The sequence below is a fragment of the Vulcanococcus limneticus LL genome, assembly GCF_943369875.1.
GTDB classification, from domain to species: Bacteria; Cyanobacteriota; Cyanobacteriia; order PCC-6307; family Cyanobiaceae; genus Vulcanococcus; species Vulcanococcus limneticus_A.
Genome location: NZ_CALROT020000008.1, coordinates 1 through 22,816 on the forward strand (window position 1 = coordinate 1; position 22,816 = coordinate 22,816).

18 protein-coding genes and 2 pseudogenes are annotated in these 22,816 nt (G+C 62.2%); 11 read left to right on the forward strand and 9 right to left on the reverse strand.

Translation table 11 applies throughout. The features are described 5' to 3' along the window. The coding region (locus ACLV7J_RS10025; RefSeq protein WP_411868961.1) for an Hsp70 family protein at positions 1 to 950 on the reverse strand (950 nt) is incomplete at its 3' end. Between the two features lie 141 nt (positions 951 to 1,091). On the opposite strand from ACLV7J_RS10025, the gene ACLV7J_RS10030 reads away from it, so the two are divergent. The 4 genes from ACLV7J_RS10030 (at position 1,092) to ACLV7J_RS10045 (ending at position 3,842) form a co-directional block, all read left to right on the forward strand. Continuing rightward, entirely contained in the window at positions 1,092 to 2,027 is a 936-nt protein-coding gene (locus tag ACLV7J_RS10030; RefSeq protein ID WP_411868962.1) for a shikimate dehydrogenase, read from the forward strand. Between the two features lie 60 nt (positions 2,028 to 2,087). Beyond that, the gene (locus ACLV7J_RS10035) at positions 2,088 to 2,555 is read left to right on the forward strand and encodes a Tic20 family protein (protein ID WP_411868963.1); all 468 of its coding nucleotides are present in this window, start codon (positions 2,088 to 2,090) and stop codon (positions 2,553 to 2,555) included. A 111-nt stretch (positions 2,556 to 2,666) separates the two neighbouring features. Next, a complete protein-coding gene (gene rpsF / locus ACLV7J_RS10040; RefSeq protein WP_255125984.1) occupies positions 2,667 to 3,035 on the forward strand; it encodes a 30S ribosomal protein S6 in 369 nt (122 codons plus the stop codon). A 279-nt stretch (positions 3,036 to 3,314) separates the two neighbouring features. Beyond that, the gene (locus ACLV7J_RS10045; protein ID WP_411868964.1) at positions 3,315 to 3,842 is read left to right on the forward strand and encodes a hypothetical protein; all 528 of its coding nucleotides are present in this window, start codon (positions 3,315 to 3,317) and stop codon (positions 3,840 to 3,842) included. Between the two features lie 19 nt (positions 3,843 to 3,861). Here ACLV7J_RS10045 and ACLV7J_RS10050 read toward each other — a convergent pair whose 3' ends face one another. After that, positions 3,862 to 5,067 carry an argininosuccinate synthase gene (locus ACLV7J_RS10050; RefSeq protein ID WP_411868965.1) on the reverse strand — a complete coding sequence of 402 codons (1,206 nt, stop codon included), beginning with the start codon at positions 5,065 to 5,067 and terminating at the stop codon, positions 3,862 to 3,864. A 17-nt stretch (positions 5,068 to 5,084) separates the two neighbouring features. Continuing rightward, on the reverse strand, positions 5,085 to 5,342 hold the full coding sequence (locus ACLV7J_RS10055; RefSeq protein ID WP_411868966.1) for a hypothetical protein: 258 nt from the start codon (positions 5,340 to 5,342) through the stop codon (positions 5,085 to 5,087). A 54-nt stretch (positions 5,343 to 5,396) separates the two neighbouring features. Between ACLV7J_RS10055 and ACLV7J_RS10060 the strand changes: the two genes are divergently transcribed. The 3 genes from ACLV7J_RS10060 (at position 5,397) to ACLV7J_RS10070 (ending at position 7,306) form a co-directional block, all read left to right on the forward strand. After that, positions 5,397 to 5,681: a DUF3134 domain-containing protein gene (locus tag ACLV7J_RS10060; RefSeq protein ID WP_094588960.1), complete on the forward strand. Its 285-nt coding sequence runs from the start codon at positions 5,397 to 5,399 to the stop codon at positions 5,679 to 5,681. 325 nt (positions 5,682 to 6,006) lie between these two features. Then, positions 6,007 to 7,026, forward strand: coding sequence for a phospho-N-acetylmuramoyl-pentapeptide-transferase (gene mraY, locus ACLV7J_RS10065; protein ID WP_411869102.1), 1,020 nt, complete (start codon positions 6,007 to 6,009; stop codon positions 7,024 to 7,026). 43 nt (positions 7,027 to 7,069) lie between these two features. Then, entirely contained in the window at positions 7,070 to 7,306 is a 237-nt protein-coding gene (locus ACLV7J_RS10070) for a hypothetical protein (RefSeq protein ID WP_411868967.1), read from the forward strand. 7 nt (positions 7,307 to 7,313) lie between these two features. On the opposite strand, the gene ACLV7J_RS10075 is transcribed toward ACLV7J_RS10070, so the two are convergent. Continuing rightward, on the reverse strand, positions 7,314 to 7,484 hold the full coding sequence (locus ACLV7J_RS10075; protein ID WP_411868968.1) for a cytochrome B6: 171 nt from the start codon (positions 7,482 to 7,484) through the stop codon (positions 7,314 to 7,316). Between the two features lie 50 nt (positions 7,485 to 7,534). Between ACLV7J_RS10075 and purT the strand changes: the two genes are divergently transcribed. Beyond that, entirely contained in the window at positions 7,535 to 8,725 is a 1,191-nt protein-coding gene (purT, locus tag ACLV7J_RS10080) for a formate-dependent phosphoribosylglycinamide formyltransferase (protein WP_411868969.1), read from the forward strand. A 63-nt stretch (positions 8,726 to 8,788) separates the two neighbouring features. Next, complete coding sequence (locus ACLV7J_RS10085; RefSeq protein ID WP_411868970.1) at positions 8,789 to 9,862, forward strand: LCP family protein; 1,074 nt, start codon at positions 8,789 to 8,791, stop codon at positions 9,860 to 9,862. Here the strand turns inward: ACLV7J_RS10085 and ACLV7J_RS10090 are convergent. After that, the gene (locus tag ACLV7J_RS10090; RefSeq protein ID WP_411868971.1) at positions 9,859 to 11,916 is read right to left on the reverse strand and encodes an HAD family hydrolase; all 2,058 of its coding nucleotides are present in this window, start codon (positions 11,914 to 11,916) and stop codon (positions 9,859 to 9,861) included. The genes ACLV7J_RS10085 and ACLV7J_RS10090 overlap by 4 nt on opposite strands. A 301-nt stretch (positions 11,917 to 12,217) precedes the next feature. Between ACLV7J_RS10090 and ACLV7J_RS10095 the strand changes: the two genes are divergently transcribed. Continuing rightward, positions 12,218 to 12,676: a hypothetical protein gene (locus ACLV7J_RS10095; RefSeq protein ID WP_411868972.1), complete on the forward strand. Its 459-nt coding sequence runs from the start codon at positions 12,218 to 12,220 to the stop codon at positions 12,674 to 12,676. Between the two features lie 165 nt (positions 12,677 to 12,841). On the opposite strand, the gene ACLV7J_RS10100 is transcribed toward ACLV7J_RS10095, so the two are convergent. Then, on the reverse strand, positions 12,842 to 14,848 hold the full coding sequence (locus tag ACLV7J_RS10100) for a hypothetical protein (protein ID WP_411868973.1): 2,007 nt from the start codon (positions 14,846 to 14,848) through the stop codon (positions 12,842 to 12,844). Positions 14,849 to 15,300: 452 nt separating this feature from the next. Then, positions 15,301 to 15,635 (reverse strand): annotated as a pseudogene (locus ACLV7J_RS10105) (excinuclease ABC subunit A); the annotation flags it as partial. A gap of 172 nt (positions 15,636 to 15,807) precedes the next feature. Between ACLV7J_RS10105 and ACLV7J_RS10110 the strand changes: the two are divergent. After that, on the forward strand, positions 15,808 to 16,266 hold the full coding sequence (locus tag ACLV7J_RS10110; RefSeq protein WP_411868974.1) for a hypothetical protein: 459 nt from the start codon (positions 15,808 to 15,810) through the stop codon (positions 16,264 to 16,266). Between the two features lie 37 nt (positions 16,267 to 16,303). On the opposite strand, the pseudogene ACLV7J_RS10115 reads toward ACLV7J_RS10110, so the two are convergent. Together ACLV7J_RS10115 and ACLV7J_RS10120 are read right to left on the reverse strand one after the other, a co-directional pair. Continuing rightward, positions 16,304 to 16,387 (reverse strand): annotated as a pseudogene (locus ACLV7J_RS10115) (DNA helicase UvrA); the annotation flags it as partial. 4,340 nt (positions 16,388 to 20,727) lie between these two features. Next, entirely contained in the window at positions 20,728 to 21,348 is a 621-nt protein-coding gene (locus tag ACLV7J_RS10120; protein WP_411868975.1) for a hypothetical protein, read from the reverse strand. Between the last annotated feature and the right edge of the window lie 1,468 nt (positions 21,349 to 22,816).

The window sequence follows — 22,816 nt, forward strand, 5'->3', positions numbered from 1 at the left end:
GCCTGCTCCACCGGCACGCGGCAGCGGTCGATGAGCTTGGAGGCCAGCTCCTCGAACTTGGCGCGGGTGAGGGTGAGGTCGAGGTGCTTGGGGCCCTCGGGGGTGGCCGTGATGAACGGCAGGTTGATCTCGCTCTGGGTGGCGCTGGAGAGCTCGATCTTGGCCTTCTCGGCGGCCTCGGTGAGGCGCTGCAGGGCCTGCTTGTCCTGGCGCAGGTCGATGCCCTCGTTTGCCTTGAAGCTGTCGGCCAGGTAGTCGACGATCACCTTGTCGAAGTCGTCGCCGCCCAGGTGGGTGTCACCGGAGGTGGAGAGCACCTCGAACACACCGTCGCCCACCTCGAGCACGGACACGTCGAAGGTGCCGCCGCCCAGGTCGAACACCAGGATGCGCTCGTTGCTCTTCTTGTCGAGGCCGTAGGCCAGCGCCGCCGCCGTGGGCTCGTTGATGATGCGCAGCACCTCGAGGCCGGCGATCTTGCCGGCGTCCTTGGTGGCCTGGCGCTGGGAGTCGTTGAAGTAGGCGGGCACGGTGATCACCGCCTGGGTGACCGTCTCACCGAGGTACTTGCCGGCGTCTTCCGCCAGCTTGCGCAGCACCTGGGCGCTCACCTCCTCCGGGGCGAACTGCTTGTTCAGCACCGGGCACTTCACCTTCACGTTGGAGCCGGCCTTCTCCACGCCGTAGCTCACTTCCTTCGACTCTTCGTTGACTTCATCAACGCGACGGCCGATGAAGCGCTTCACCGAATAGAAGGTGTTCTCGGGGTTCATGACCGCCTGGCGCTTGGCGATCTGACCGACCAGCTGGTCCTGGTTCTTGGTGTAGGCCACCACGGAGGGCGTCGTGCGGAAGCCCTCGGCGTTGGCGATCACGGTGGGCTTGCCGCCCTCCATGACCGCGACGCAACTGTTGGTGGTGCCAAGGTCAATTCCGACAACCTTGCCCATGGATAACCGCCTCCCGCAGGGGATTTCAGACTGAAGGCATCCTCAACAGCAGGCCCCTGGTGGGGCTAGGTGTGGTTGCCGAACCGGGGCCGTACGGTGCGGCCCCGACCCCGTCCGGCCCGCGCCGGCGCGTGCGCCCCGATGCCGCCTGCCACCCCTCCCACCGCCGCCGCCGCGATCGGCCCCCTGGCGATCGATGGCCACACCGCCCTGGTGGGGGTGCTCGGCGATCCGGTGCGCCATTCGCTCTCGCCGGCCATGCACAACGCGGCCCTGCGGGAGCTGGGCCTGAACTGGGTGTATCTGGCCCTGCCGGCGCCTGCCGCCCAGCTCGACACTGTGGTGCGGGGCCTGGAGGCGATGGGCTGCCGCGGCCTGAACGTCACCATCCCCCACAAGCAGGCGGTGGCCGCCCTGGCCAGCGAGCTGACCCCCCTGGCCCAGCGGCTGGGGGCCGTGAACACCCTGGTGCCGCGGCCGGGCGGCGGCTGGCTGGGCACCAACACCGATGTGGAGGGCTTCCTGGCACCGCTGCGGCAGGGCGGCCGCAGCTGGCGGGGCCAGCGGGCCCTGGTGCTGGGCAGCGGCGGCAGCGCCCGGGCGGTGGTGGCGGGCCTGGTGGAGCTGGGGCTGGGCTCAATCCAGCTGGCCGGCCGGCGCGCCGCCGGCCGTGACGCCGTTCTGACGGACTGCCGCGGCTGGGCGCCGCAGCTGCAGGGCCTGGCCTGGGGTGAGCCCGGGGGCCTGGCCGCCGAGCTGGCCGCCGCCGACCTGGTGGTGAACACCACCCCCGTGGGCATGGCCAGCGCCAGCGATCCCGCCGCCACCCAGCGCTCGCCGCTCACCGCGGCTGAGCTGGAGGCCCTCCGGCCCGGCGCCAGCGTGTACGACCTGATCTACACGCCAAGGCCCACGGCCCTGCTGCAGGCGGCCGCGGCCCGGGGCTGCGCCACCCACGACGGCCTGGAGATGCTGGTGCAGCAGGGGGCCGCCGCCCTGCGGCTGTGGAGCGGCCAGGAGGCCATTCCCGTGGCGGCGATGCGCGCCGCCGCCCTGGCCCGGCTGGAGGGCCGCTGAGCCGGACGGCCGCTGAGACAGACCATCTAGCCTCGGCCCAGCAGCGGGCTTGCCCCTCCCATGGCCGACATCCCCCTCTGGCAGCGTCTGCTGGCCGTGCTGGCCTACCTGCTGCCCTGGAGCGACGGGCTGCCCTTCGGCCGCTCCCTGTTCGGGATGTTCCCGGCACTGCAGTGGCTCAGCCTGCCCGCCCTGCCGGTGGTGATGCTGCAGCAGATGGTGCCCTTCGGCGGCTTCCTGCTGTTCCTCGCCCTCTATCTGGCGGTGGTGCGCAACCAGAAGGTGCCCTACTACCTGCGCTTCAACGTGCTGCAGGCGATCCTGCTGGACATCGTGCTGGTGGTGATCTCCCTGGCCTTCAGCATCCTGCTCAGCCCCCTGGGCGGCGGCTTCGCCGCCCGCACCCTCAGCAACACGGTGTTCCTGGGGGTGCTGGTGCTGGTGGCCTTCGCCGTGGTGCAGTGCGTGCAGGGCAAGGAGGCGGACATCCCCAGCGTCTCCGACGCCGTGCGGATGCAGCTCTACTGAGGGGCTCCCCACCGCGGGATAAGGTGGTGGATCCGTCGCTGGTGGGGCACGCCCCAGGGCCACGCCGCCAGCCACCGTCCCCTTCGGCGCCCACGTCGGATCGCGCAAGCCATGTCGCAGCCCTACTACGAAACGATGTACATCCTTCGTCCGGACATCCCGGAGGAAGAGGTGGAAACCCATGTGACCAAGTACCGCGACCTCGTGACCGAGGCCGGTGCCGAGGTGCTGGACTGCCAGATGCGCGGCAAGCGCCGCCTGGCCTACCCCATCGCCAAGCACAAGGAAGGCATCTACGTGCAGCTGACCCACAACGGTGACGGTCAGCAGGTGGCCAGCCTGGAGCGCGCCATGCGCCTCAGCGAGGACGTGATCCGCTACCTCACCGTCAAGCAGGACGGCCCCCTGCCCGCTCCCCGCAGCGGCCCCGTGCCCACCGCCACCAGCGACGCCGCAGCCCTGCAGACCACCGAGGCCTGAGGCCCCGGCCTCACCGGCCTGGCCGGTGACCCCTTCAACCCTGACCCCTGTGATGGCTCAAGCCGTCGCAGGGGTCTTTCGCTGTGGCGGGCCATCCAGCGCCTGCCCCAGCGGTCCCGACAGGCACAGCCCGGGGGGCCGACACGGCGGAATCGGTCTAGGCTGAGTCCCACCCGGTGACGCGTCGCCCGCCCAGGCCCCCAAACGGACGGCCGATCCGCCAGCATCGCCACCCCAGCCAAGCCCGAAGGTCCTCCCGATCAGGCCCTGCAGACACCCTTGAGCAGCGACAGTCCCACTCCTGGAGAGCCCGCCGGCCGCACGACCAGCGGCAACGGGCCCAGCGGCAGCCCCGCCGCCGGCGAGGCCAACCCTGGCCGTGCGGTCGGTGGACTGGAGCGGGCCGCCCTGGAGGCCGCGCGCCTGGAGCTGGAGGCCAGCCAGCGCCAGATCGCCGAGCTGGAGGAGCTGCTCAACGACCTGCCGACGATCTTCGAGCGCAAGTTCGGCGAGCGGATCGAACCCCTGATCGAGCGCCAGCGCCTGCTGCTCGATGAAAACCACGCCCTGCACGACCGGCTGAGCCGGCTGCTGCCCCAGGCGGGTGAAACCGGCGGCAGCGCGGCGGCCGTCGAGCCGCCGGAACCCACCGCCGCCGCACCGGACCCCGCCCCGGAGCCCGTGGCCGAGACCCAGGCGCCGGAGGGCCAGGCCCCCGGCCAACCGAGCCTGCCGTCGCTGCCCGACCTGCGGCGCGGCCGCGCCGCCACCAGCCGTCTGATGGGTCAGAACGGCCGGGTGGCCTGAGGCTCAGCCTTCCGCTGAATCAGCCGCGGCGGGCGGCGGCCCAGAGGCGGGTGGGCAGGCCCCACACGTAGATGAAGCCCTCGGCGGCGCGGTGGTCGAACTGATCGCCGGCGTCGTAGGTGGCCATGGTGGGCACGTAGAGGCTGTTGGTGGCGCTGCTGCGGCCCACCACGGTGGCGTTGCCCTTGTGCAGCCTGATCCGCACACTGCCGTTCACGGTCAGCTGGGTGCGCTCGATGAAGCCGTCGAGGGCCTCCTTGAGCGGGCCATACCAGAGGCCCTGGTACACCAGATCGGCCCACTGCTGCTCCAGCTGGCGCTTGGTGCGCAGCACGTCGGCCGCCAGGGTGAGGCTCTCGAGCTCCTGGTGGGCCTTGATCAGCAGCAGCAGTCCCGGGGTCTCGTAGATCTCGCGGCTCTTGATGCCCACCACCCGGTTCTCGATCATGTCGAGCCGGCCGAAGCCGTGGCGGCCGGCCAGGGCATTGGCCTGGCGGATCAGGCTCACCGGATCGAGGCGCACGCCGTCGATGCTCACGGGGTTGCCGTTCTCGAAGCCGATCTCGACCACCTGGGGCTGATCCGGGGCGGCCTCCACACTCACGGTGAGGGCATAGATCTCCTCGGGGGGCTCCACGTTGGGATCCTCCAGGGGGCCCGCTTCGATCGAGCGGCCCAGCAAGTTGAGGTCGATCGAATAGGGCGACTTCTTGCTCACCGGCGAGGGGATGCCGCAGCGCTCGCCGTAGGCGATCGTCTGCTCGCGGCTCATGCCCCACTCCCGCGCCGGGGTGAGCACCTTGAGATCGGGGGCCAGGGCTCCGATGGCCACATCGAAGCGCACCTGGTCGTTGCCCTTGCCGGTGCAGCCGTGGGCCACCGCATCGGCGCCCACCTCGCGGGCGATCTCCACCAGGCGGCGGGCGATCAGGGGCCGGGCCAGGGCGGTGGAGAGGGGGTAGCGGCCCTCGTAGAGGGCGTTGGCGCGGATCGCCGGGAAGGCGAACTCGGTGATGAAGGGCTCGATCAGGTCGCCCACGATCGACTGGCTGGCGCCGGAATCGAGGGCCTTCTGGCGGATCGGCTCCAGCTCATCGCCCTGGCCCAGGTCGGCGGCGAAGGTGATCACCTCCTCCACGCCCCACTCGTTCTTCAGATAGGGGATGCAGACGCTGGTGTCCACGCCGCCGGAATACGCCAGCACCGCCTTCTTGGCCCGACCCATCAACGCTCTCCGTGTGCTCAGTCGGACGATTCTCCCCTGCCGGGGTCGCCCGGCGGCCCGGCCTCACCGGCCGGACGGGACGCCAGCAGACCCCGCACGAGCGCCAGGGCCATCAGGGCCGGGGGCACCAGCACCAGCACCAGGGCCAGCTCGGGGTTGACCGCCAGGCCGTTGGGCCAGAGCAGCCCGGCCCAGCGCAGCAGGGCACTCAGCCCCAGGGCGAAGCCCCAGACCCAGGCGAGCTGCACGAGCTTGGCGGTGATCGCAGGGGACAAGGGGGCGTGGCTACAGGTCGGTTACAATGGCTGATTGGCGGAGATTCCACATCCATGGGCAGCCCCAGCACGAGCCTCAGCCAGAGCCTGAGTCAGTTGGACGGAATCAACCCCTCGCTGACCCGCTACGGCCGCAACGAGCCCGCGCCGGTGCTGCCGCTGCGTGAGGAGCCCGATCTGCTCAGCTGGCTGGAGACCAGCGGCCGCCTGGTGGCCGACGAGGAGACCGCCAGCCCGGATGTGAGCACCGTGGAGGAGGAGGAACTCTCGGCGCTGATGGGCGAGAAGGAGGACTACAACGCCGCCGACGAGCAGACCGAAGAGGACTGGGAAGACTGAGGCCCTGCGGGACCCTGCACGGCCGGCCGCCTGATCGCTTGGTCGCACCGGTTGCCAGCCCCATGGATTGCCGGTCACATCGATGGCCGGCCCGATCGGCTGACCTAGGGTCCGGCCCGGCACGGGAAGCGCGCGTGGCCGCCCCGCGCGGCCCGTGTGCGGCCCGCTCGCTCTCGCCCGCCGCCCCCGCAGCCGCCCCTTGGCCTCCCCGACCTCGCCCTCCGGGGCCCCCAGCCGCCCCGCCGGGCCAATCACCCGGCTGCTGGCCTCCCTGCCCGGCAACAGTCGCCCGCTGGCCCTGGTGCTGGGCTTCGTGCTGCTGGGGATGGCCCTCGCCGGCGACTGGCTGGCCCGGGCGCCCCAGCTGAGCCTGCCGCTGCTGGTGGCGGCCCTGGTGAGCGCGGGCCTCGGCGCCTGGGGCGTGCCGCGGCTGCGGGCCCTCAAGCTGGGCCAGGTGATCCGCCAGGAGGGCCCCCAGGCGCACCTGAGCAAGGCGGGCACCCCCACCATGGGCGGTCTGCTGGCGGTGCCGGTGGGGGTGATCGTGGGGGGGCTGGTGGCCCCGGGCGATCCACGGCTGCTGGCGGTGGCCGGCCTCACCCTGGCCGCGATGGCCATCGGCGCCGTCGACGACTGGCAGAGCCTGACCAAGCGCCACAACACGGGCCTGAGCCCCCGCGGCAAGCTGCTGCTCCAGGCCCTCGCCGCCGCCGCCTTCCTGGGCTGGGCCTGGCAGGGCCAGTGGCTCGGCGGGGCCGATCCCGGCGACATCGCCCTGCCCCTGGGCTGGGTGCTGCCCCTGGGGCTGCTGATCTGGCCCCTGGGGCTGTTCGTGGTGCTGGCGGAGAGCAACGCCACCAACCTCACCGACGGCCTCGACGGCCTGGCGGCCGGCTGCGGCGCCACGGTGTTCAGCGGCCTGGGCCTGCAGCTGATGCTGCGGGGCAACGAGGGCGACCCCGCCCTGGCGGGGTTCTGCGCGGCCATGGCCGGCACCTGGCTGGGCTTCCTGCTCTGGAACCGCCACCCGGCGCGGATGTTCATGGGCGACACCGGCTCCCTGGCCATGGGCGCCGCCCTGGCGGCGGTGAGCCTGCTGAGCAACAGCCTCTGGCCGCTGCTGGTGATGGGCGGGGTGTTCCTGGCCGAATCCCTGTCGGTGATCGTGCAGGTGTGGGTGTTCAAGGCCACCAAGGGCCCCGATGGCGTGGGCCGGCGGGTGCTGCGCATGGCGCCGCTGCACCACCACTTCGAGCTGGGGGGCGCCAGCGAGCAGCAGGTGGTGGTGGGCTTCTGGGGCGTGAGCTTGCTACTGGTACTGGTGGGTCTGGTGCTGCTGCCCTGACCCGGCGCCCCCCAGCGGGTACCCCTGTCCTCGCCCCCCTGCCATGGCCTACTTCACCTGGAAGGAAACCGGCCTGACGGCCGACTGCGCCAGCCTCGAGGCGATGGCGGCCCGCTTCGAGGAGGCGGCGGCGCTGATGCGGCGCATGGCCAGCGAGGGCTTCGTGCTGGAGCGCCACAGCGACGGCCAGCACATCACCCATGGCGATGCCGCCGTGTTCGAGGCCTACGGCTTCATCAACGAGGAGTCGCCGGAGCGCCAGCTCGACCTGATCGCGTGAGGGGCCGTCAGCCGGGGCGCCGCACGTAGCCCACCACCCACACCACGATGAAGGCCAGCGAGGAAATCCCCAAGTAGATCAGGGCCCAGCGCTGCAGATCGTCGATGCTCCAGCCGTTGAGCAGGCCGTTGGCGGCGTCGCCCGCCGTCGCATAGGCCAGCAGTGCGGGGGTCGGCACGGAGTTCGACGCGGCAGAGTCTGTTGAGTATCTCGCCCCCCGCCGCGGCCATGGCCAGCCGACCGTTTCCCCGCACCCTGATGCTGCTGGGCAGCGGCGAACTGGGCAAGGAGGTGGCGATCGCCGCCCAGCGCCTGGGCTGCCGCGTGATCGCCGTGGATCGCTACGCCGGCGCCCCGGCCATGCAGGTGGCCGACACGGCCGAGGTGATCGCCATGACCGACCCCGAGGCCCTCAAGGCCGTGGTGCGGCGCCACCGGCCCGATGTGCTGATCCCGGAGATCGAGGCCCTGGCGGTGGATGCCCTGGCGGAGCTGGAGGCGGAGGGCATCACGGTGATCCCCACCGCCCGCGCCACGGCCGTCACGATGAACCGCGACCGCATCCGCGACCTGGCCGCCGGCGAGCTGGGCCTGCGCACGGCCCGCTTCGCCTACGCCGAGAGCGCCGAACAGCTGGCGGCGGCCGCCGCGCCCCTGGGCTGGCCCGTGGTGGTGAAGCCGGTGATGAGCTCCTCGGGCAAGGGCCAGAGCGTGGTGGAGGGCCCCGAGGGGATCGCGGCGGCCTGGGAGGCGGCGATGGCCGGCGCCCGCGGCAGCGGCGCCCGCGTGATCGTGGAGGAGTTCCTGCGCTTCGAGCAGGAGATCACCCTGCTCACCGTGAAGCCGTGGCAGGGCCCCACCCTCTTCTGCCCGCCGATCGGCCACCTGCAGGAGCGCGGCGACTACCAGACCAGCTGGCAGCCGGCCCACCTGGACTGGGACCAGCTGGCCGCCGCCCAGTCCATGGCCCGGGCCGTGACCGACAACCTGGGCGGTGCGGGGCTGTTCGGGGTGGAGTTCTTCGTGTGCGCCACCCCGGACGGCGGCAGCGAGGTGGTGTTCTCGGAGCTGTCGCCGCGGCCCCACGACACCGGCCTGGTGACCCTGACCGGCCAGAACCTGAGCGAGTTCGAGCTGCACCTGCGGGCCGTGCTGGGGCTGCCGATCCCGGAGATCCGCTCCACCGGCCCCGCGGCCAGCCGCGTGATCCTGGCGGAGGACACCCTGGAGAGCGTGGCCTACACGGGCCTGGAGCAGGCCCTCGCCGAAACCGACGTGCAGGTGCTGCTGTTCGGCAAGCCCGACGCGCGGCCGCAGCGGCGCATGGGCGTGGCCCTGGCCAGCGGCTCCGACCTGGAGGAGGCCCGCGCCAGGGCCGATCGGGCCGCCGGGCAGGTGCGGGTGGTGGCGGGTCCCTGAACCGGCGGAGGCCCCTGGCCGCGGCCAATCACGGGCTTTAAGGTGCGGCGATCGCAAGTAGCCATGGCCCAGGCCGTCCCCCGTCGCGACAGTGAGCGCCCCCGCCGCGGCAGGGCCCGGCGGGAGGATGCGCGGCGGGACGACGGACGGCGCCCGGCGGCAGCACGGGCCGAGGCGGAGCCCGCCACGGTGACGGCCCTGGACGGCCGCCGCAGGCGCCGGCCAGACCCACGCCAGCGCGGCGGCAAGGCGGCCCCCGGACTGCTGCGCCGCGGCCTCTCCAGCCTGCCGGTGTTCGTGGCGGGCCTGGGGCTGGGCTACGGCCTCAGCGGCCCATTGCCCCACCTGGCCAGCGCCGCCCTGGCCGCCCTGCCCCACCCCGGCAGCTCGCTCACCGATCTGGTGTCGCCGGCGGGCATGGGCAACCGCCGCATCGTGGTGCTGGGCAGCGACCAGGTGGCCAGCAACACCGACGTGATGATGACGGTGCAGCTCCAGCAGGGCCGCACCGTGCTCACCCAGGTGCCGCGCGACACCTTCATCGATTCGCCCCGGTATGGGGTGATCAAGGCCAACGCCCTCTACGCCAGCGGCGGACCGGAGCTGGTGAAGCAGGAGCTGAGCAAGCTGCTGGCGGCGCCGGTGGACCGCTACCTGCTGGTGAACCTGGACGCGGTGCAGCGCCTGGCCGACGCCCTCGGCGGCGTGGAGGTGGACGTGCCCAAGCGCCTCTACTACGTGGACAACAGCCAGGGGCTCTACATCGACCTCTACCCCGGCCGCCAGCTGCTCAAGGGCAAGGAGCTGGAGGGCTTCCTGCGCTTCCGCCACGACGAGCTGGGCGACATCGGCCGCATGGAGCGCCAGAAGCTGGTGCTCGCCGAGGTGTTCCGCAAGCTGGCCAGTCCCGCCACCGTGACCCGCCTGCCCGAACTGCTGCGCATCGCCGGCAGCGACATCCGCACCGACCTCTCACCGGTGGATCTGGGCACCCTGATGACGGCCATGGCCACCACCAAGCTGTCCTCGAGCCGGCTGCCCGGCACCCCCTACTGGCACGACGACATCAGCTACTGGATGCCGGATGCCAACCCCGACAGCGGCTACTACCGCAGCCACGAGCAGCCCCTGCCCTAGGAGCCCAGCCTCGCCGCCACGGGGAAACGGGCCCGGTTGGCCTGGTTGACAAGCCGGCCGAGCCCCTCGGCGTCCTCCTGGGGCGGGGCCAGCAGCAGGAAGCGATCCAGGGGAAGCCCCCAGCGCAGCGACAGATGACGGATCGCCTCGGCCTTGGAGGCCCGCGGCGGCAGCACGTCCAGATACCAGTGCTGAACCAGCTGGGCCCGGGCCTCCAGGCGCCGCTGGCGCAGGGTCTGGCGCACGATCGCCAGCGCCCCGGCCGGGGGCGGCCTCAGGAGGTAGCTGAGCTTGAACGGTCCCTGCTGGGCCTCCGCCTGGGGCCGCAGCCGGGACTCCAGCTCGGCCAGGGCCGCCAGCACCGCCTGGCGGTCCCAACCCGGGGCGATCTGCCGCTGCCAGAGCAGGTCGAGCTCGGCGCCAGGGCCCAGACGGATCTCGGTGCCGGCCTGGGTGATCCACACCAGGGGATCCACGAGCTGCAGATCGGCATAGCGGTGGCGGGCCGCCTGGAAACTGCGGCCGCTGAGCACCCCCAGGCCGCTGCGGGGATCGGCGGCCAGGCGGCGACGCAACTGGTCGAGGCCGGCGGCCTCGGGGGCCTGGAGGCAGCCGTCGAGATCCAGCAGCAGCAGCCGCTCCGGAATGGGATCCAGGCCGCTGGAGGCGGGGCTCGCCACAGGAACGGCAACCCGCGGAGCGGCCCCGACGGCTTCCGGCAGGCAGCGGCGGGCGGCATGGCCCAGGTAGCCGCACACGTGGGCATCCCAGCTGAAGCTACGGCTCACCGCCTCCAGGCCGTTGTCGCGCCAGCGGCGCCAGCGCAACGGATCGGCGGCGGCGGCCTCCAGGGCCGCCTGCAGCGCATCCAGGTCGGTCACATCCACGAGCTGGCCGTTGTCGCAGCGGGCCAGGATGTCGCGGGGCCCGCCGTCGTCGGTGGCCACCAGGGGCAGGCCGCAGGCGGCCGCCTCCAACAGGGTGAGGCCGAAGGGCTCGGTGAGGGCCGGGTTCACGAACACCCCGCCGCGGGCCGCGGCCCAGCGGTAGAGGGCGGGGATCTGGGCACCGCTGTGCTGCTTGGGGTAGGCCACCTGGCCGTAGAGATCGAAGCGGTCCACCAGCTCGAACACCTGCTGGAACAGCTCCCGCTGCTGGCGGTCCATCTGGCCGGGGTCCTGGCGGCAGCCGAGCACCAGCACCAGGTTGTGGCGCTGGCGCAGCAGGTCGGAGCGCCCGAAGGCCTCGATCAGGGCGGGGATGTTCTTGCGCCGCTCGGGCCGGCAGATCGCCAGCAGGGGCGGCTTGGCCGGGTCCCGCAGAAACGGCGCCAGCAGCGCCTCCACCGCCGCCGCCTCGCCGGGCAGCAGGGCCGGATGGAAACGGCGCGTGTCCACCCCCGGCGGCAGCACCTCGGCCCGCTCGCCGGCAAAGCGGTCGTAGCGGGCGTACTGGCCCTCCACCTCCTGGCGGGTGCTGGTCACCACCAGGGAGCTGGCCGCCAGGGCCTGCTCCTCGGCCTCGATGCGCTGACCCATGGCGTAGGTCTGCTCGATCAGCTCATGGGTGAGGCCGCTGGCCAGCAGGCGCCGCTGCTTCTCGCGGCCCAGGGAATGGCCGGTGAACACCAGGGGGATACCGAGGCGCCGGCTCACCAGGGTGCCCACGTAGCCGGCATCGGCGTAGTGGGCGTGGATCCAGTCGGGCAGCCGCGGGCGGGCGGCCAGGGTCGCCACCAGGGCATCGGCCAGCTCATCGAGGTGGGGCCAGAGCTGCTCCTTGCGCAGGTAGCGCCGGGGGCCGCAGGGCAGGCGCAGGATGGCGGCGCCGGGGCCGAGCGACTCCAGGGATTCGCCGTAGTCGGGCGAGACGCGCCGGTCGTGGATGCGGCGGGTCACCACCTCCACCCGCTCCACCTCCGGGCGGGCCGCCAGGGCGCGCACCAGCTCCAACACGTAGGTGGTCTGGCCGCCGGTGTCGGCATCACGGCCCAGCTCCAGGTCGCGGCCGCGGAACAGGCCGTGCAGGTGCAGATGCAGAAGCTGGAAGCCCATGGATCCCCCGAAGCGGTGGGCGCAGCGCCAGGCGCCGGCGACTAGCTCATGCCTAGGTGCGTTTCAAGGGGGTGGGCACAAATCCCCCAAAAGGGCTCCACCGCCGGCAGCGGGTGCTGCGGAGGGCCAGATCGACGGCAGCACAAGGGAAGCGAGGCGCCCGGGCGCCAGCCCGACCGCCAAAGTCGTTACGCAGTGAAACAGTCAGCGGTCCCTGGTGCGGGGCGCCTGTCCAGCGAAAGAGCGGCCTAGCCTGCAGCTCTGGCGAGGGCGCCACGGCGCGGCCCTGCCCGATTCGGCCATGACCCATCGAACCCGTCTGCTCGGCCTGGGACCTGCGGCGCTGCTGCTGGGCCAGCTGTCCGCACCGGCCATGGACCCGGCCCTGGCCAGCGCTGGGCAAGGCAAGGCCGGCGTCAGCGGAGCCGGCTGCTTCCAGGGGGTGGTGAAGGAGCGGCGCTTCGGCCGACTCATGGCCCCGGCCCAGACCCCCTTCTTCCAGACGGCGGTGGCGGTGCCGACCCGCGAGACGATCCTCACCCTGTTCAACGGGATGACCCTCACGGCCCTGCAGGAGGCCAACGACACCACCTTCTTCGACAACTTCCAGCTGGGCCACACGGTGAGTGTGTGCAGCGAAACCAGGGTGGCCGCCTGCGCCGATGGCCGGCGGGCGCCGGCCCTGCTCTCCGTCTACGACGAGGTGAGCCACAGCAAGGCCTTGGGCTACATCGGCAGCGACGCCTGCGGGCAGGGCTGAGGGCTAAGGCGGCAGCCTGATCCTGATAGGCAGCCTTGTGGTCAGAGAGTAGTGGTGTGGGACACGAAGCCTGTGCCAGGCAAGATCACAGAATCAGTCACATGGCCTGCATAACAGGAGCGTCTAGATCTCATCAGACCGACTCGGGTCGCGGCACCCACTGAATCACAATGGGGCTTCCCAGAATGTAGACAGCAGAGTAGGTTGATCTGAAGACCATTCCCCAAATCCAGCGGCTGCAGTGGCGAGCTGGCTTTGCATGGCGGCCTCCAGAGCCGGGTCGTAGCTCAGCATGGCAGCTGCATCGACACCATCCACATAGTCAGCCGTGATGGTTTCAGTGGAAGAGTATGAAGAGGGACTGCTGGCACCAAATTCGTCATAGGAGTCGCTATAGGTATTAGTAGCCGAGACCACGAGCCCGGTCAGGGGATCCGTAACCACCTGACCCGTCTGCTCACTAGACCCGCCGGCATCATTGCTAAATGAGGAACTCTGCCGAGATCTCCATGCGACAACGCTTGGATCAAAGCCAGGCACCGAACCTTGGAAAAGACCAGAAAAAACAGGAGCACCAACCGAGAGCTCATATGGGCTGTTACCTGTCAACAAAAGATCTGATCTCAGCCACTGAGACACGGTGCCAAATCCACCAGAGTAGATGTCTCCAGTTGCGTCATAACTCGCCATGTCCGCGTATGGAGTATTATATATCTTGTAATTAATGCCTATAGAGGCAGGAGAGGCATTAACATCTACGCTAACATTATACAAGCTGCTAGCTATTGATTGATATGAAATCTGACGCGACGCATTGGTTTCAGAGCTTTTAATTACAGAATACAGGTCCCTGTTGCTAAGAGCAAGGGCAAGATTAGACTCTGTGGGCGTATAAATGACACCTAGGTCATACTCAAAGCTACCAGCATATCCGCCTCGCTCAAAGAGTTCGATTCCCCCATAACGCACACCTCCTTCGGAAAGACCTTGGATGGACTCAAGCGCATAGCCGCCATCGGGCAAGGAGGCAAAGCTAACCACTGAGAGCAGCCGAACATCAGTGACGGGATAAAGCGTGCCCTCGGCGTCACTACCTGAGAACATCGCGATAGAAATGCCCCCAGGTCGATAGGAATAGTAATAGTAATTAACTTCTGGATTCTCGAAGGTCACACCCCCCGTAAAACTGCCCGAGATAGAGACAGAGGCTGTCTGCTTGACTATGGAAGGCCTGCTGGCATTGTCAAGATGATAAGCATATTGGGAATCTTTGTTGAATTGAGACGTGTAATAGCCATCAACATCCGAATAGCTTTGTGATGATGATGATTGCGTACTAGAAAAAAGAAACGTCGTCTCAAGTTGGCTGGAGACTGGCAAGGGCTGAAATCTGAAGGCCTGAGAGCCTGCAACAAGCCCATCGCCATTGAGATCTTGCCCCAAGCCCCCCTCAGCCGTTTTCTGCTGATCTTGAGTAAGACGACTCCATTCAATGGCACCAACGGTGCCTGGATCAAGGGAGCCATAGTCAATGGCGTCCCAAGCTATCGCCTGATAGGCAGAAGTTGCGATGCTGGACTGATTGACTTCCTGCCAATCGACTACATTGACATCGAAGTTAGCACCTGCAGATGCTTTCTTTAGATTGATCTTACCCCAGTCTAAGTCAGCGCGAGTGACACTGGCAACCGACGACCAATCAACGGAAGACCACGCAAAGCTCGCGTAGGCTTTCGTTGCAGTCCTTGCACTGTTGACTTCCTGCCAATCAACAATATTGATATCGAAGCTAGCGCCTGCAGAGGCTTTCATTAGATTAATTCTTCCCCAGTCCAAGTCAGCGCGTGTGACGCTATCAACCGACGACCAGTCAACGGAAGACCACGCAAAGCTCGCATAGGCTTTCGTTGCAGTGCTTGAACTATTAACTTCCTGCCAATCAACATACTGTATAGAGAAAGTGCTAGAGCTTGCAGCTGCTGTCAGATTGACAAGCGACCAGTTAATACTATCATTTCCGTAGAGTAGCTCACTAAAGGTGGCGTTTTTCCAATTAATTGCCTTGTACAGAGGAACGGGGTTAGCCGCTGAATTGATGGCATCAAAATCGAGCAAGCTCAGATCAAAAGCCGGGGATGTTTGAGCTTTAAGATCAGCAGGCAGATAAGTCATCGAAGGCAGACAGTCGTTAGGAGTGGAACGCTATAAATGAGCGACTTGAGATCGAGTCGGGTCGAGCCCAAGGCTTACCCCAAGCCAATCGCTCAAGAGGGACACTCTCTAGAGATTGCTTAGGTCAAGCCCCTAGAACATGCCCGTACCCTACCCCATAGGGGGGCGACATTGGCTCCCCACCATAAGGCAGTGAGGTACATGGCCGCGAAAGGGTAGCCAGGGACACCTTGATGCCCCGTTGTTCCTGTAACTGCAGTACCCGACAGGCCTCAACCCTCCCGAAGCCCAGTCTCAACGCATCAGCTATGCGTTAGTCGCATAGAATCTAGGCTATTCCAACCGCACAATCAGGCACAGCAGAGGCCTGCAGCGAGCTGTCCGAAGGAATCCTGTGCGTGGGCTGCATCCAATCAGCCCAAATCGACCAGCGGGCGCCCTGGCCTGAGTTCTCAGGCCACCGTTCCCATTGGCTCAGGAGGATGCTGCGCCAGCTCCTCTGGAGTGCCCGTCACCACAATCTCTCCTCCCTTATCTCCCTCCCCTCGGGGCCGAGATCCACGATCCAGTCGGCATGACGAATCACATCGAGGTTGTGCTCGGTCACTAGGATTGAGTTGCCCTTGTCCACCAGCCGCTGCATCATATCCATCAGCTTGTGCACATCAAAGAAGCTGAGGCCGGTGGTGGGCTCGTCGATCAGGTAGAGGGTCTTGCCGCTGGCGCGCTTGGAGAGCTGAGTAGCCAGCTTCACCCGCGGGGCTTCACCGCCGGAGAGCGTGGGCGATGCAGAGGGCCAGATCGACGACAGCACAAGGAAAGCGAGGCGCCCGGGCGCCACAGTCGTTACGCAGTAAAACAGTCAGCAGTCCGTGGCTCGGAGCGCATGTCCGCCGAAAGTGCGGCCTAGCCCGCAGCTCTGGCGAGGGCGCCACGGCGCGGCCCTGCCCGATTCGGCGATGACCCATCAGATCCGTCTGCTCGGCCTTAGTCCTACGGCACTGCTGCTGGGCCAGCTGGCCGCACCGGCCATGGGCCCTGCCCTGGCCAGCGCTGGGCAAGGCAAGGCCGGCATCAGCGGACCCGGCTGCTTCCAGGGGGTGGTGAAGGAGCGGCGCTTCGGCCGTCTGATGGCCCCGGCCCAGACCCCCTTCTTCCAGACGGCGGTAGCGGTGCCGACCCGTGAGACGATCCTCACCCTGTTCAACGGGATGACCCTCACGGCCCTGCAGGAAGCCAACGACACCACCTTCTTCGACAACTTCCAGCTGGGCCACACGGTGAGTGTGTGCAGTGAGACCAAGGTGGCTGCCTGCGCCGATGGCCGGCGGGCGCCGGCCCTGCTCTCCGTCTACGACGAGGTGAGCCACAGCAAGGCCCTGGGCTACGTCGGCAGCGACGCCTGCGGACAGGGCTGAGGGGTCAGGCCACTGCTGCTGCGACCTGAGGAGGCTGCTAAGTCAGCACCTGCTGGAGATACCGACCCGTGTGACTGGTGGGATGCTCGGCGACCTCCTCCGGGGTACCAGTCACCAAGATCTAACCTAGACAGCCTGCATGACATTGAAGGATCCATCAAGGCAGACGAAAGTACTTTTAATGCCCTGAGAAACACAGATCATTCATAATATGCAACACATGCAGGATCGAGTAGAATACTCGAATGCCATATTGCGTGTGTAGCGCCAAATGAAGACTCAACTATGCACACTTTTCTTCACGGAGGCAATTATCTGCTCCAATGCTTCACACGGCCGAGAGCTAACAGTTGCTGATCCAACTGGCAGTCCCCTAAACATTAGGAATGCCAGGGGAGAAGTGGTTTGCGCCGTTCAAAACGGGGCCAAGGTAATTGAGATAGAAAAGGATGGTGGTTTATATTATGTGAGCTCGGAATGGACCGCAGTAAGAACACGAAGCGGCTGCACTGGAAAGGCATGGAGTAAGTACTTGAGGCCTGCCGACCCTAAGACCTTGACCGTTGCGGATCCAACCGGGACACCCTTAAATATTCGGGGCTCAGATGGAAGCATTAAATGCAAAGCGAGGAATGGAGAGATTGTAACCATAGTCAAGAAGTCCGGGGAGTACACAAGTCTAGGGACCGAATGGACAGTTATACAGACATCAACAGGGTGCACTGGAAAGACATGGAGCAAGTACCTAAGATAGACATTATTGAGATTCTGCCAAGATCCGCTTTAGGCTCATCTCCCAAGATATTCGCACATAGAACTGCTAGCACGATTACCTGGGCTGTGTTGGCGGAAAACGTGATTACACCACTAGAAGAACGTAACGCAAAAGTAGATATGCGCGCATCTCAGAGCACCCAGCAAGAATTACGCCCCTATCGGCAGTGATCATCGATCATTGAATCAAGAAGTTCGGTTTTTCGAGTCTCACCGCCTGAATCCCTGGCAGCCTTAAACCCTATTAACAAGCTCACCATGATAGCATCCATAGCACCATGAAGCCTTATAGATGGATAACAAGAAGAGTTAGAATAGACAAGTAAGAGCACTGAGACATGGCAGGTTATTACTGGAGCCATCTAGACATATGCAGTACAATGCGCAGATGCCTTAAAGTTGCACATAGCAAAGCTGAGGCAGTTAATAGCCTGAGGGCGTCCAGTGGGCCGCTACGGTCTGTAATTACAGAGATGGTTACAAGGATCCAGGCATGATCAAAGCGCTCGAGGTCGCCATGAGGCAAACGATTTCTTGTTCAGATAGGGCAATAAGCAGAGTCACTATTTTAAATGGGCTTTTAGTTGCAATTATTTCTTGTGTCTCAGCTCTAACTCAACGCGCAGAAGCATGTTCACATGGTCCGCTTGATCGGATAGTTGCCGGAGAAGGCATCTCAGCAGCTTTTAGAAAGCTAGGCGCATGTGGTGGAGAAGCACTGATAAGCCCTTACAATGGAAGGCACGGTAGTGGAGCTGTATTATGTGCCGATCCAAGCAGAGATAGCAATGGAAAACGAGTTCTAATAATTAATGACAAGGTGGCAGCGGTCCGAAATGGGAGAGGCAATAAAATATTTTGTTCATGGGGAAAGAAATATGGATCCGACTAGGAGGCTGCTGATAACGCGAGAAAAGGCCGGCCTGTCGTTCGGTTCCTGAGTGTTCTTGGCGCCGCGTCAATCAGGTCGACTGGCTGCAAGCCGCTGGCCCCCTGGATGGAGAGGCTCGAGAGCATCAATCCGCACCCGCACCAGCAGGCAGCTAATGAGCACGGGGGAACTTCCTCGGCAGGACGGGGCGAAGAAGGCTTGGGAAAGCCTGGGAGGTCTTGGAGGGACGCGGTGGCTACGGGAGTGACAGACATAGAGCAATCGTGCCAGACTTAGGAAGGCGAGATACCATCAAAAGAATGCTTAGAGAAGCTTTGGCTATCACACTCATTTCTAGCAGCCTCATTTTTAGCAATAGCCCAGAAGCACACGCATGCGCAGATATGGGGCATCTAGATGGATACCAGAAGGGATCTACGCTGGGGGAAATCATTAGGGGCATGAATACGGCCTGCCCTTCGACCATCACCCTAAATGCAGGAATGGATGGCTTTGCAGTGTGCGAGAACTCAAGGTTCTCTAGGCATGGAAAGACAGTCTTTCTGATCGGAAGCGGCAACCGCGTTACAGCAATAAGAAGGGGTCCGAATAGTTATGGAAGCTACTGCGCTTGGTAATCAATCAAAACGAAGGGCTCAACAATTTCCACCTACCTGGCCTTACACCAGCAGGCAGCCGATGAGGTCGGGGGCAACCTGCTCGGCGGGGCGGGCGAAGAAAGCTTGGGGTAGGGCTGGGAGGTGCTGGGAGGTGCTGGGATGTCGGGGCAGCTATGGGAGTGGCTTGGGTCGGAAGAGACTTGGTGGCATTATGGTTAGGCGAGTTGCATGAGTTGCGTAAATAGAGATGAAGGCTCGGGGGCAGACGCTGCTACTTTCTCTTTCAGTAATTTTCCTCAGCATTACTTTGCCACTCAAAGTAGAGGCTGGGTGCGACAGCCAGGAAGCACCCGCTTACTCTGTCAGCCTATCCACTCAATCAAGGCCACAAGTTGACTACGGAGAAGTCGCCGGATGCCAGAGCCTGAAAGGCAGCTTCCAAAGCTCTAAAGGAGAGACATTAGATTTTGAGTGGGCTAACTGCGTTGCCAGTTGCGAGAAAGAGTTCAAGCCTGCGGAGATATACGTCAGAGTTGGCAACACTTTCAAGCCAGGCTCTCACAAAAGAGATGGCTGGGACAAAACATGCATGCGACAGTTTGGCAGTGCAACCATGCATTGCCTTGAAACACTGTAGAATTGAATGGAAAGCGCCCTACATTCCTGGATTAGCTTACCTGCATAGATATCAGCGCCTGGAGGTGTCTATAAGCTTTATTTTTCTTCTGCGCCTCCCCGCTAGCATTGCCGACTCCACATTAGGGTGGCAGATTGCAGTGGTCTTTATTTGGCTACCGCCTCCTACTTCTACAGTCGCTCCAGCTTCTCTGCGATGGCTGCTCAGCAGAATGCAGAGATATTCAGCCAATGACTTCTATTCAGTGGCAGCAGTACTTGGTGAAGTTGCTGGGCATTTCCTTCTGGGTAGGTGTTGGTTAGTTGACCAGGCCCCTCTGGCATTGCTTGGACGCCCTCTTGAATCCATCGCAGGGGCCCCACCCACAGCAAAGCCATATAATTCGCGAAGTCATCCAATCACATTTATTAGGCAAGAGCGATGTTAAGACTGATCGCGTTAGTCTTGGTACTGTTCTCCGAAGCCCCTGAGAGTGCTTTAGCCGAACAACAAGAGCCATGGGTTACATGCAGTTACAATGGAAAATCAATAAAATGCCAACGTAGTTTTCTCTGCAAACAAGCACCATGCAATTCCTTTAGCATAAAGTGGGCGGACGGAGCAAAAGATACCTACAAGCTTGTGAGCACAAGTTCGCGATTAAGCGCAACTTACTCAGACAGCAGAGGAGGACAATGGAATTTGTTGGCATACGCAGGATCTTTCGTCCTACGAAGTCCCGCCAATGGAAATACGATTTTATTCAATGGATCGTACAACACATGCAGAAGAATATGGCTGTTTGGGGATTTATGTGGCAAGCAGTAATCATAGAGTTCGGCACCAAGATGCTTGTCTCATGTCTGAGCATTTGCGTCGAGGCTAGAAAGCCAGAACTGCACTCGAGACAATAGCCTGATTTGCTCCACTATAGCTAAAACAGGAAGAACATCATCTCCGACTGCCGGAGATAGGGGCATTTAATTGCACACTTTGAAAAGCAAGTCCTTGAGCTCAACTTGACATTGCTTGCCAGGACACTTGCCATTAACATCAAACGCACTAATTACATAGGATTTATTAGGATTATTGCGGTCGGGAATATATGAGTATGGGGAACTGTGGGAAGTGTAGACAAAGCTGCCTCTTTGCAGATTACAATTAAAGCCCGTAATAGGCTTTGCTTTAACTCCATCCCAAATACATGCTTTGCCGAGAACGGGTTTGGCTTGGACATTTATTGGGTGCAGGGTCGTCGCAGTTATTAAGAAAAGAAAAATCCTAGATTTTGCAGAAAGAGAAAGCTTGTTAAAGCTTGCTGTTCATAGGAAGGCGGCAAAAGCTCATGGCATGGTTTTAGTTTGAATATGTCTTATTAATAAAGTCACATCCTAGATCTCGTGGAAACTTCTTGCAATATTGGATTCTGCTTCCATATCTCTTGCCATTTTTGCCAGAGCATTTCATCTGGATGTTCTCCATTTCATTACAAAACGGCAGGCTGGAGGAAGCGAATGTGGGAGGGGCAGCCAAAAGAAAGAGATATACGAGCAGAATAGAAATAGGCATGGCAAGCTTTTTCATAGATTCAGATTATAGACTCGAAGAGAATTGCTATCGCCATTGACCGGTACGAACTCAACATATTTTTGAGTATGAATAACATTAAACTTTCTGTCAAGCGTGTCCGCTGCATTGCTTTTGCTAGTCAACTCATATACTGGAGCAGCTTGATAACCTCCAATAAGAACTTTTTTCTTCTCGACACCAACATTGCAGGGTAGCATCATGGAGTCCAATTCACATTGAGTATTCATTTCATATGAGTACAGCCAACCCAACGAAGAATCGCATGAAGCAAAAACAGCACGTGAAGACGCTATTTTTTGCAAGTCATTAAGTGAGTCTTCCAGATCTGTTGTCTTAACACAATAACTTACCTTCTGACCCCAGGGTGTCTGAACAAGAATGGAACTCATTGCCTCATCAGAAGCTACGATCTTAAACTTGCTAAAGTCTGGACATCCTCTGCCACCACATGTACCAGCTACGATAGAGCTATCAACCACTTCAACATATGCGTCTTGAAAGCCTACTGTGTCGTAATACTTACCATTAGGTACCTTGACTGCTTCAACAGATGAGCATGAAGAAATAAGAGTAGCGGCAAAGCTAATGGCGCTTATGAGTCTTGTGAGCAAGAGAGTAAATACATGGATCTAACTACCTTATTGCAAGAACCATGGGGACAGGAATTGGTGTGACGATACTCAGAGTGTCCGCTAACGGGCGAACATTACTAATCAGGCGAGCAATAAGAAGAGAAGGCTTTTCCGTCGTGCTATGGAACTATTTATAGCTACGGCAAAAACAATTCTATTGCATCAGGGAGGTATTTAGGGCAACGTGCTCTAGATATCACAAAAGGCCCAGTACCAACAAGATTCGGACTAGCGTTTATCAGGAGATCTTGGCAGTCACTTCGCAATGTGACTCGATAGGAAGCACCGTTTGGTTGTTTGATACGTATGGGAGTGCCGTCTGTTGGATATCTTCCACTACCCAAGCCATTTTTGACGATTAGAAACATATCAGTGATTTCATATGAACTCTTAAGCGGGCGATACTCAAGAGTCAAGTTACTGCATTTTATAGTCCTTGGCGTGTTCGACGGAGAACCATTAGAAGGACTTGGGAAAAAGGTGTACATCAAGAAAACGGATGCCAGTAAATACCTTTTCATTGGGCTAAAGAAAAACTGGATATGTCATAGCATGGTATCATGTGCCATAGGGGTATTACATTATCATTTAGATCTAGAAATGAAAGACTGGTCAGTCATTTGCATCCCTTTTAGACCTGTAGCAACTGGCATGGTTGCACTTGCTTTCCAAGGCACATTAATTGGAGAACCTGCCGTTGCTCGCTGTCAAGATGGTTTTAGTACTCCGCCTGGATACAATTACTGCGTCCCATCAAGCTCTACTGACAGAAGGACCTGGACTGCATGTGCTGATGAGAGCAGAAGACTTGGCCTACCAGAAATCAAGCAGTTTGGCGAAAAACGCCGCGTAGAGATTGTCGATAAGTTTATCAGTTATTGTCGACGGGCAAAATTGCCGCATCTATATTAAGGCAACACTTATTAGCTTCTTTATGTTGGTTTCTCTGCGGTGTGACGTAAAGGCAACGTGCAATTCTTTCTCGTATCTTACCGACTCTATTGGCACATATCAGATGAGTTATGCAATGCCCAGCCTTTAGACAGTTCTATTTCTGAAAACAGTCATTTTCCGTTATTTCTAGTAAGTTCTTTGTCTTTTGCCATTGACCAAGAGGTGCGCAGCCATTATAATAGGTTGGTCAATTCGACCTGTGTATGATCTTAGTATTGGTTCGGCTTTTCTTGACCTCTAGCCTGATATTCACTGCTTTCGAAGCAAATGCTGGAGAAGATCAGTGTAAATGGAGAAAATACAATACCCCTCGAGGAGTTGGGTCGGAGTGCGTAATTGTTAATGAAAAAGTTGGCTGGATAAAGCGGATAGTAAAAGATCCAACTGCAAACTCGACTGTAATATATTCGACTAAACCTCGTGGTAAAGGTCTCGTAAAAGGATCCATTCTTTATGATGACACAGGTTATCCTGGCACGTCTACTCTAGAATA

Excerpts from the sequence above, each read along its gene's own strand:
- ACLV7J_RS10110 (WP_411868974.1), top strand. The coding sequence starts at position 15,808 with ATGACCCATCAGATCCGTCTGCTCGGCCTTAGTCCTACGGCACTGCTG.
- ACLV7J_RS10030 (WP_411868962.1), top strand. The coding sequence starts at position 1,092 with ATGCCGCCTGCCACCCCTCCCACCGCCGCCGCCGCGATCGGCCCCCTG.
- ACLV7J_RS10090 (WP_411868971.1), bottom strand. The coding sequence starts at position 11,916 with ATGGGCTTCCAGCTTCTGCATCTGCACCTGCACGGCCTGTTCCGCGGC.
- ACLV7J_RS10095 (WP_411868972.1), top strand. The coding sequence starts at position 12,218 with ATGACCCATCGAACCCGTCTGCTCGGCCTGGGACCTGCGGCGCTGCTG.
- ACLV7J_RS10070 (WP_411868967.1), top strand. The coding sequence starts at position 7,070 with ATGGCCTACTTCACCTGGAAGGAAACCGGCCTGACGGCCGACTGCGCC.
- rpsF (WP_255125984.1), top strand. The coding sequence starts at position 2,667 with ATGTCGCAGCCCTACTACGAAACGATGTACATCCTTCGTCCGGACATC.
- ACLV7J_RS10050 (WP_411868965.1), bottom strand. The coding sequence starts at position 5,067 with ATGGGTCGGGCCAAGAAGGCGGTGCTGGCGTATTCCGGCGGCGTGGAC.
- mraY (WP_411869102.1), top strand. The coding sequence starts at position 6,007 with ATGGCCCTCGCCGGCGACTGGCTGGCCCGGGCGCCCCAGCTGAGCCTG.
- ACLV7J_RS10060 (WP_094588960.1), top strand. The coding sequence starts at position 5,397 with ATGGGCAGCCCCAGCACGAGCCTCAGCCAGAGCCTGAGTCAGTTGGAC.
- ACLV7J_RS10035 (WP_411868963.1), top strand. The coding sequence starts at position 2,088 with ATGGCCGACATCCCCCTCTGGCAGCGTCTGCTGGCCGTGCTGGCCTAC.
- purT (WP_411868969.1), top strand. The coding sequence starts at position 7,535 with ATGGCCAGCCGACCGTTTCCCCGCACCCTGATGCTGCTGGGCAGCGGC.
- ACLV7J_RS10100 (WP_411868973.1), bottom strand. The coding sequence starts at position 14,848 with ATGACTTATCTGCCTGCTGATCTTAAAGCTCAAACATCCCCGGCTTTT.
- ACLV7J_RS10085 (WP_411868970.1), top strand. The coding sequence starts at position 8,789 with ATGGCCCAGGCCGTCCCCCGTCGCGACAGTGAGCGCCCCCGCCGCGGC.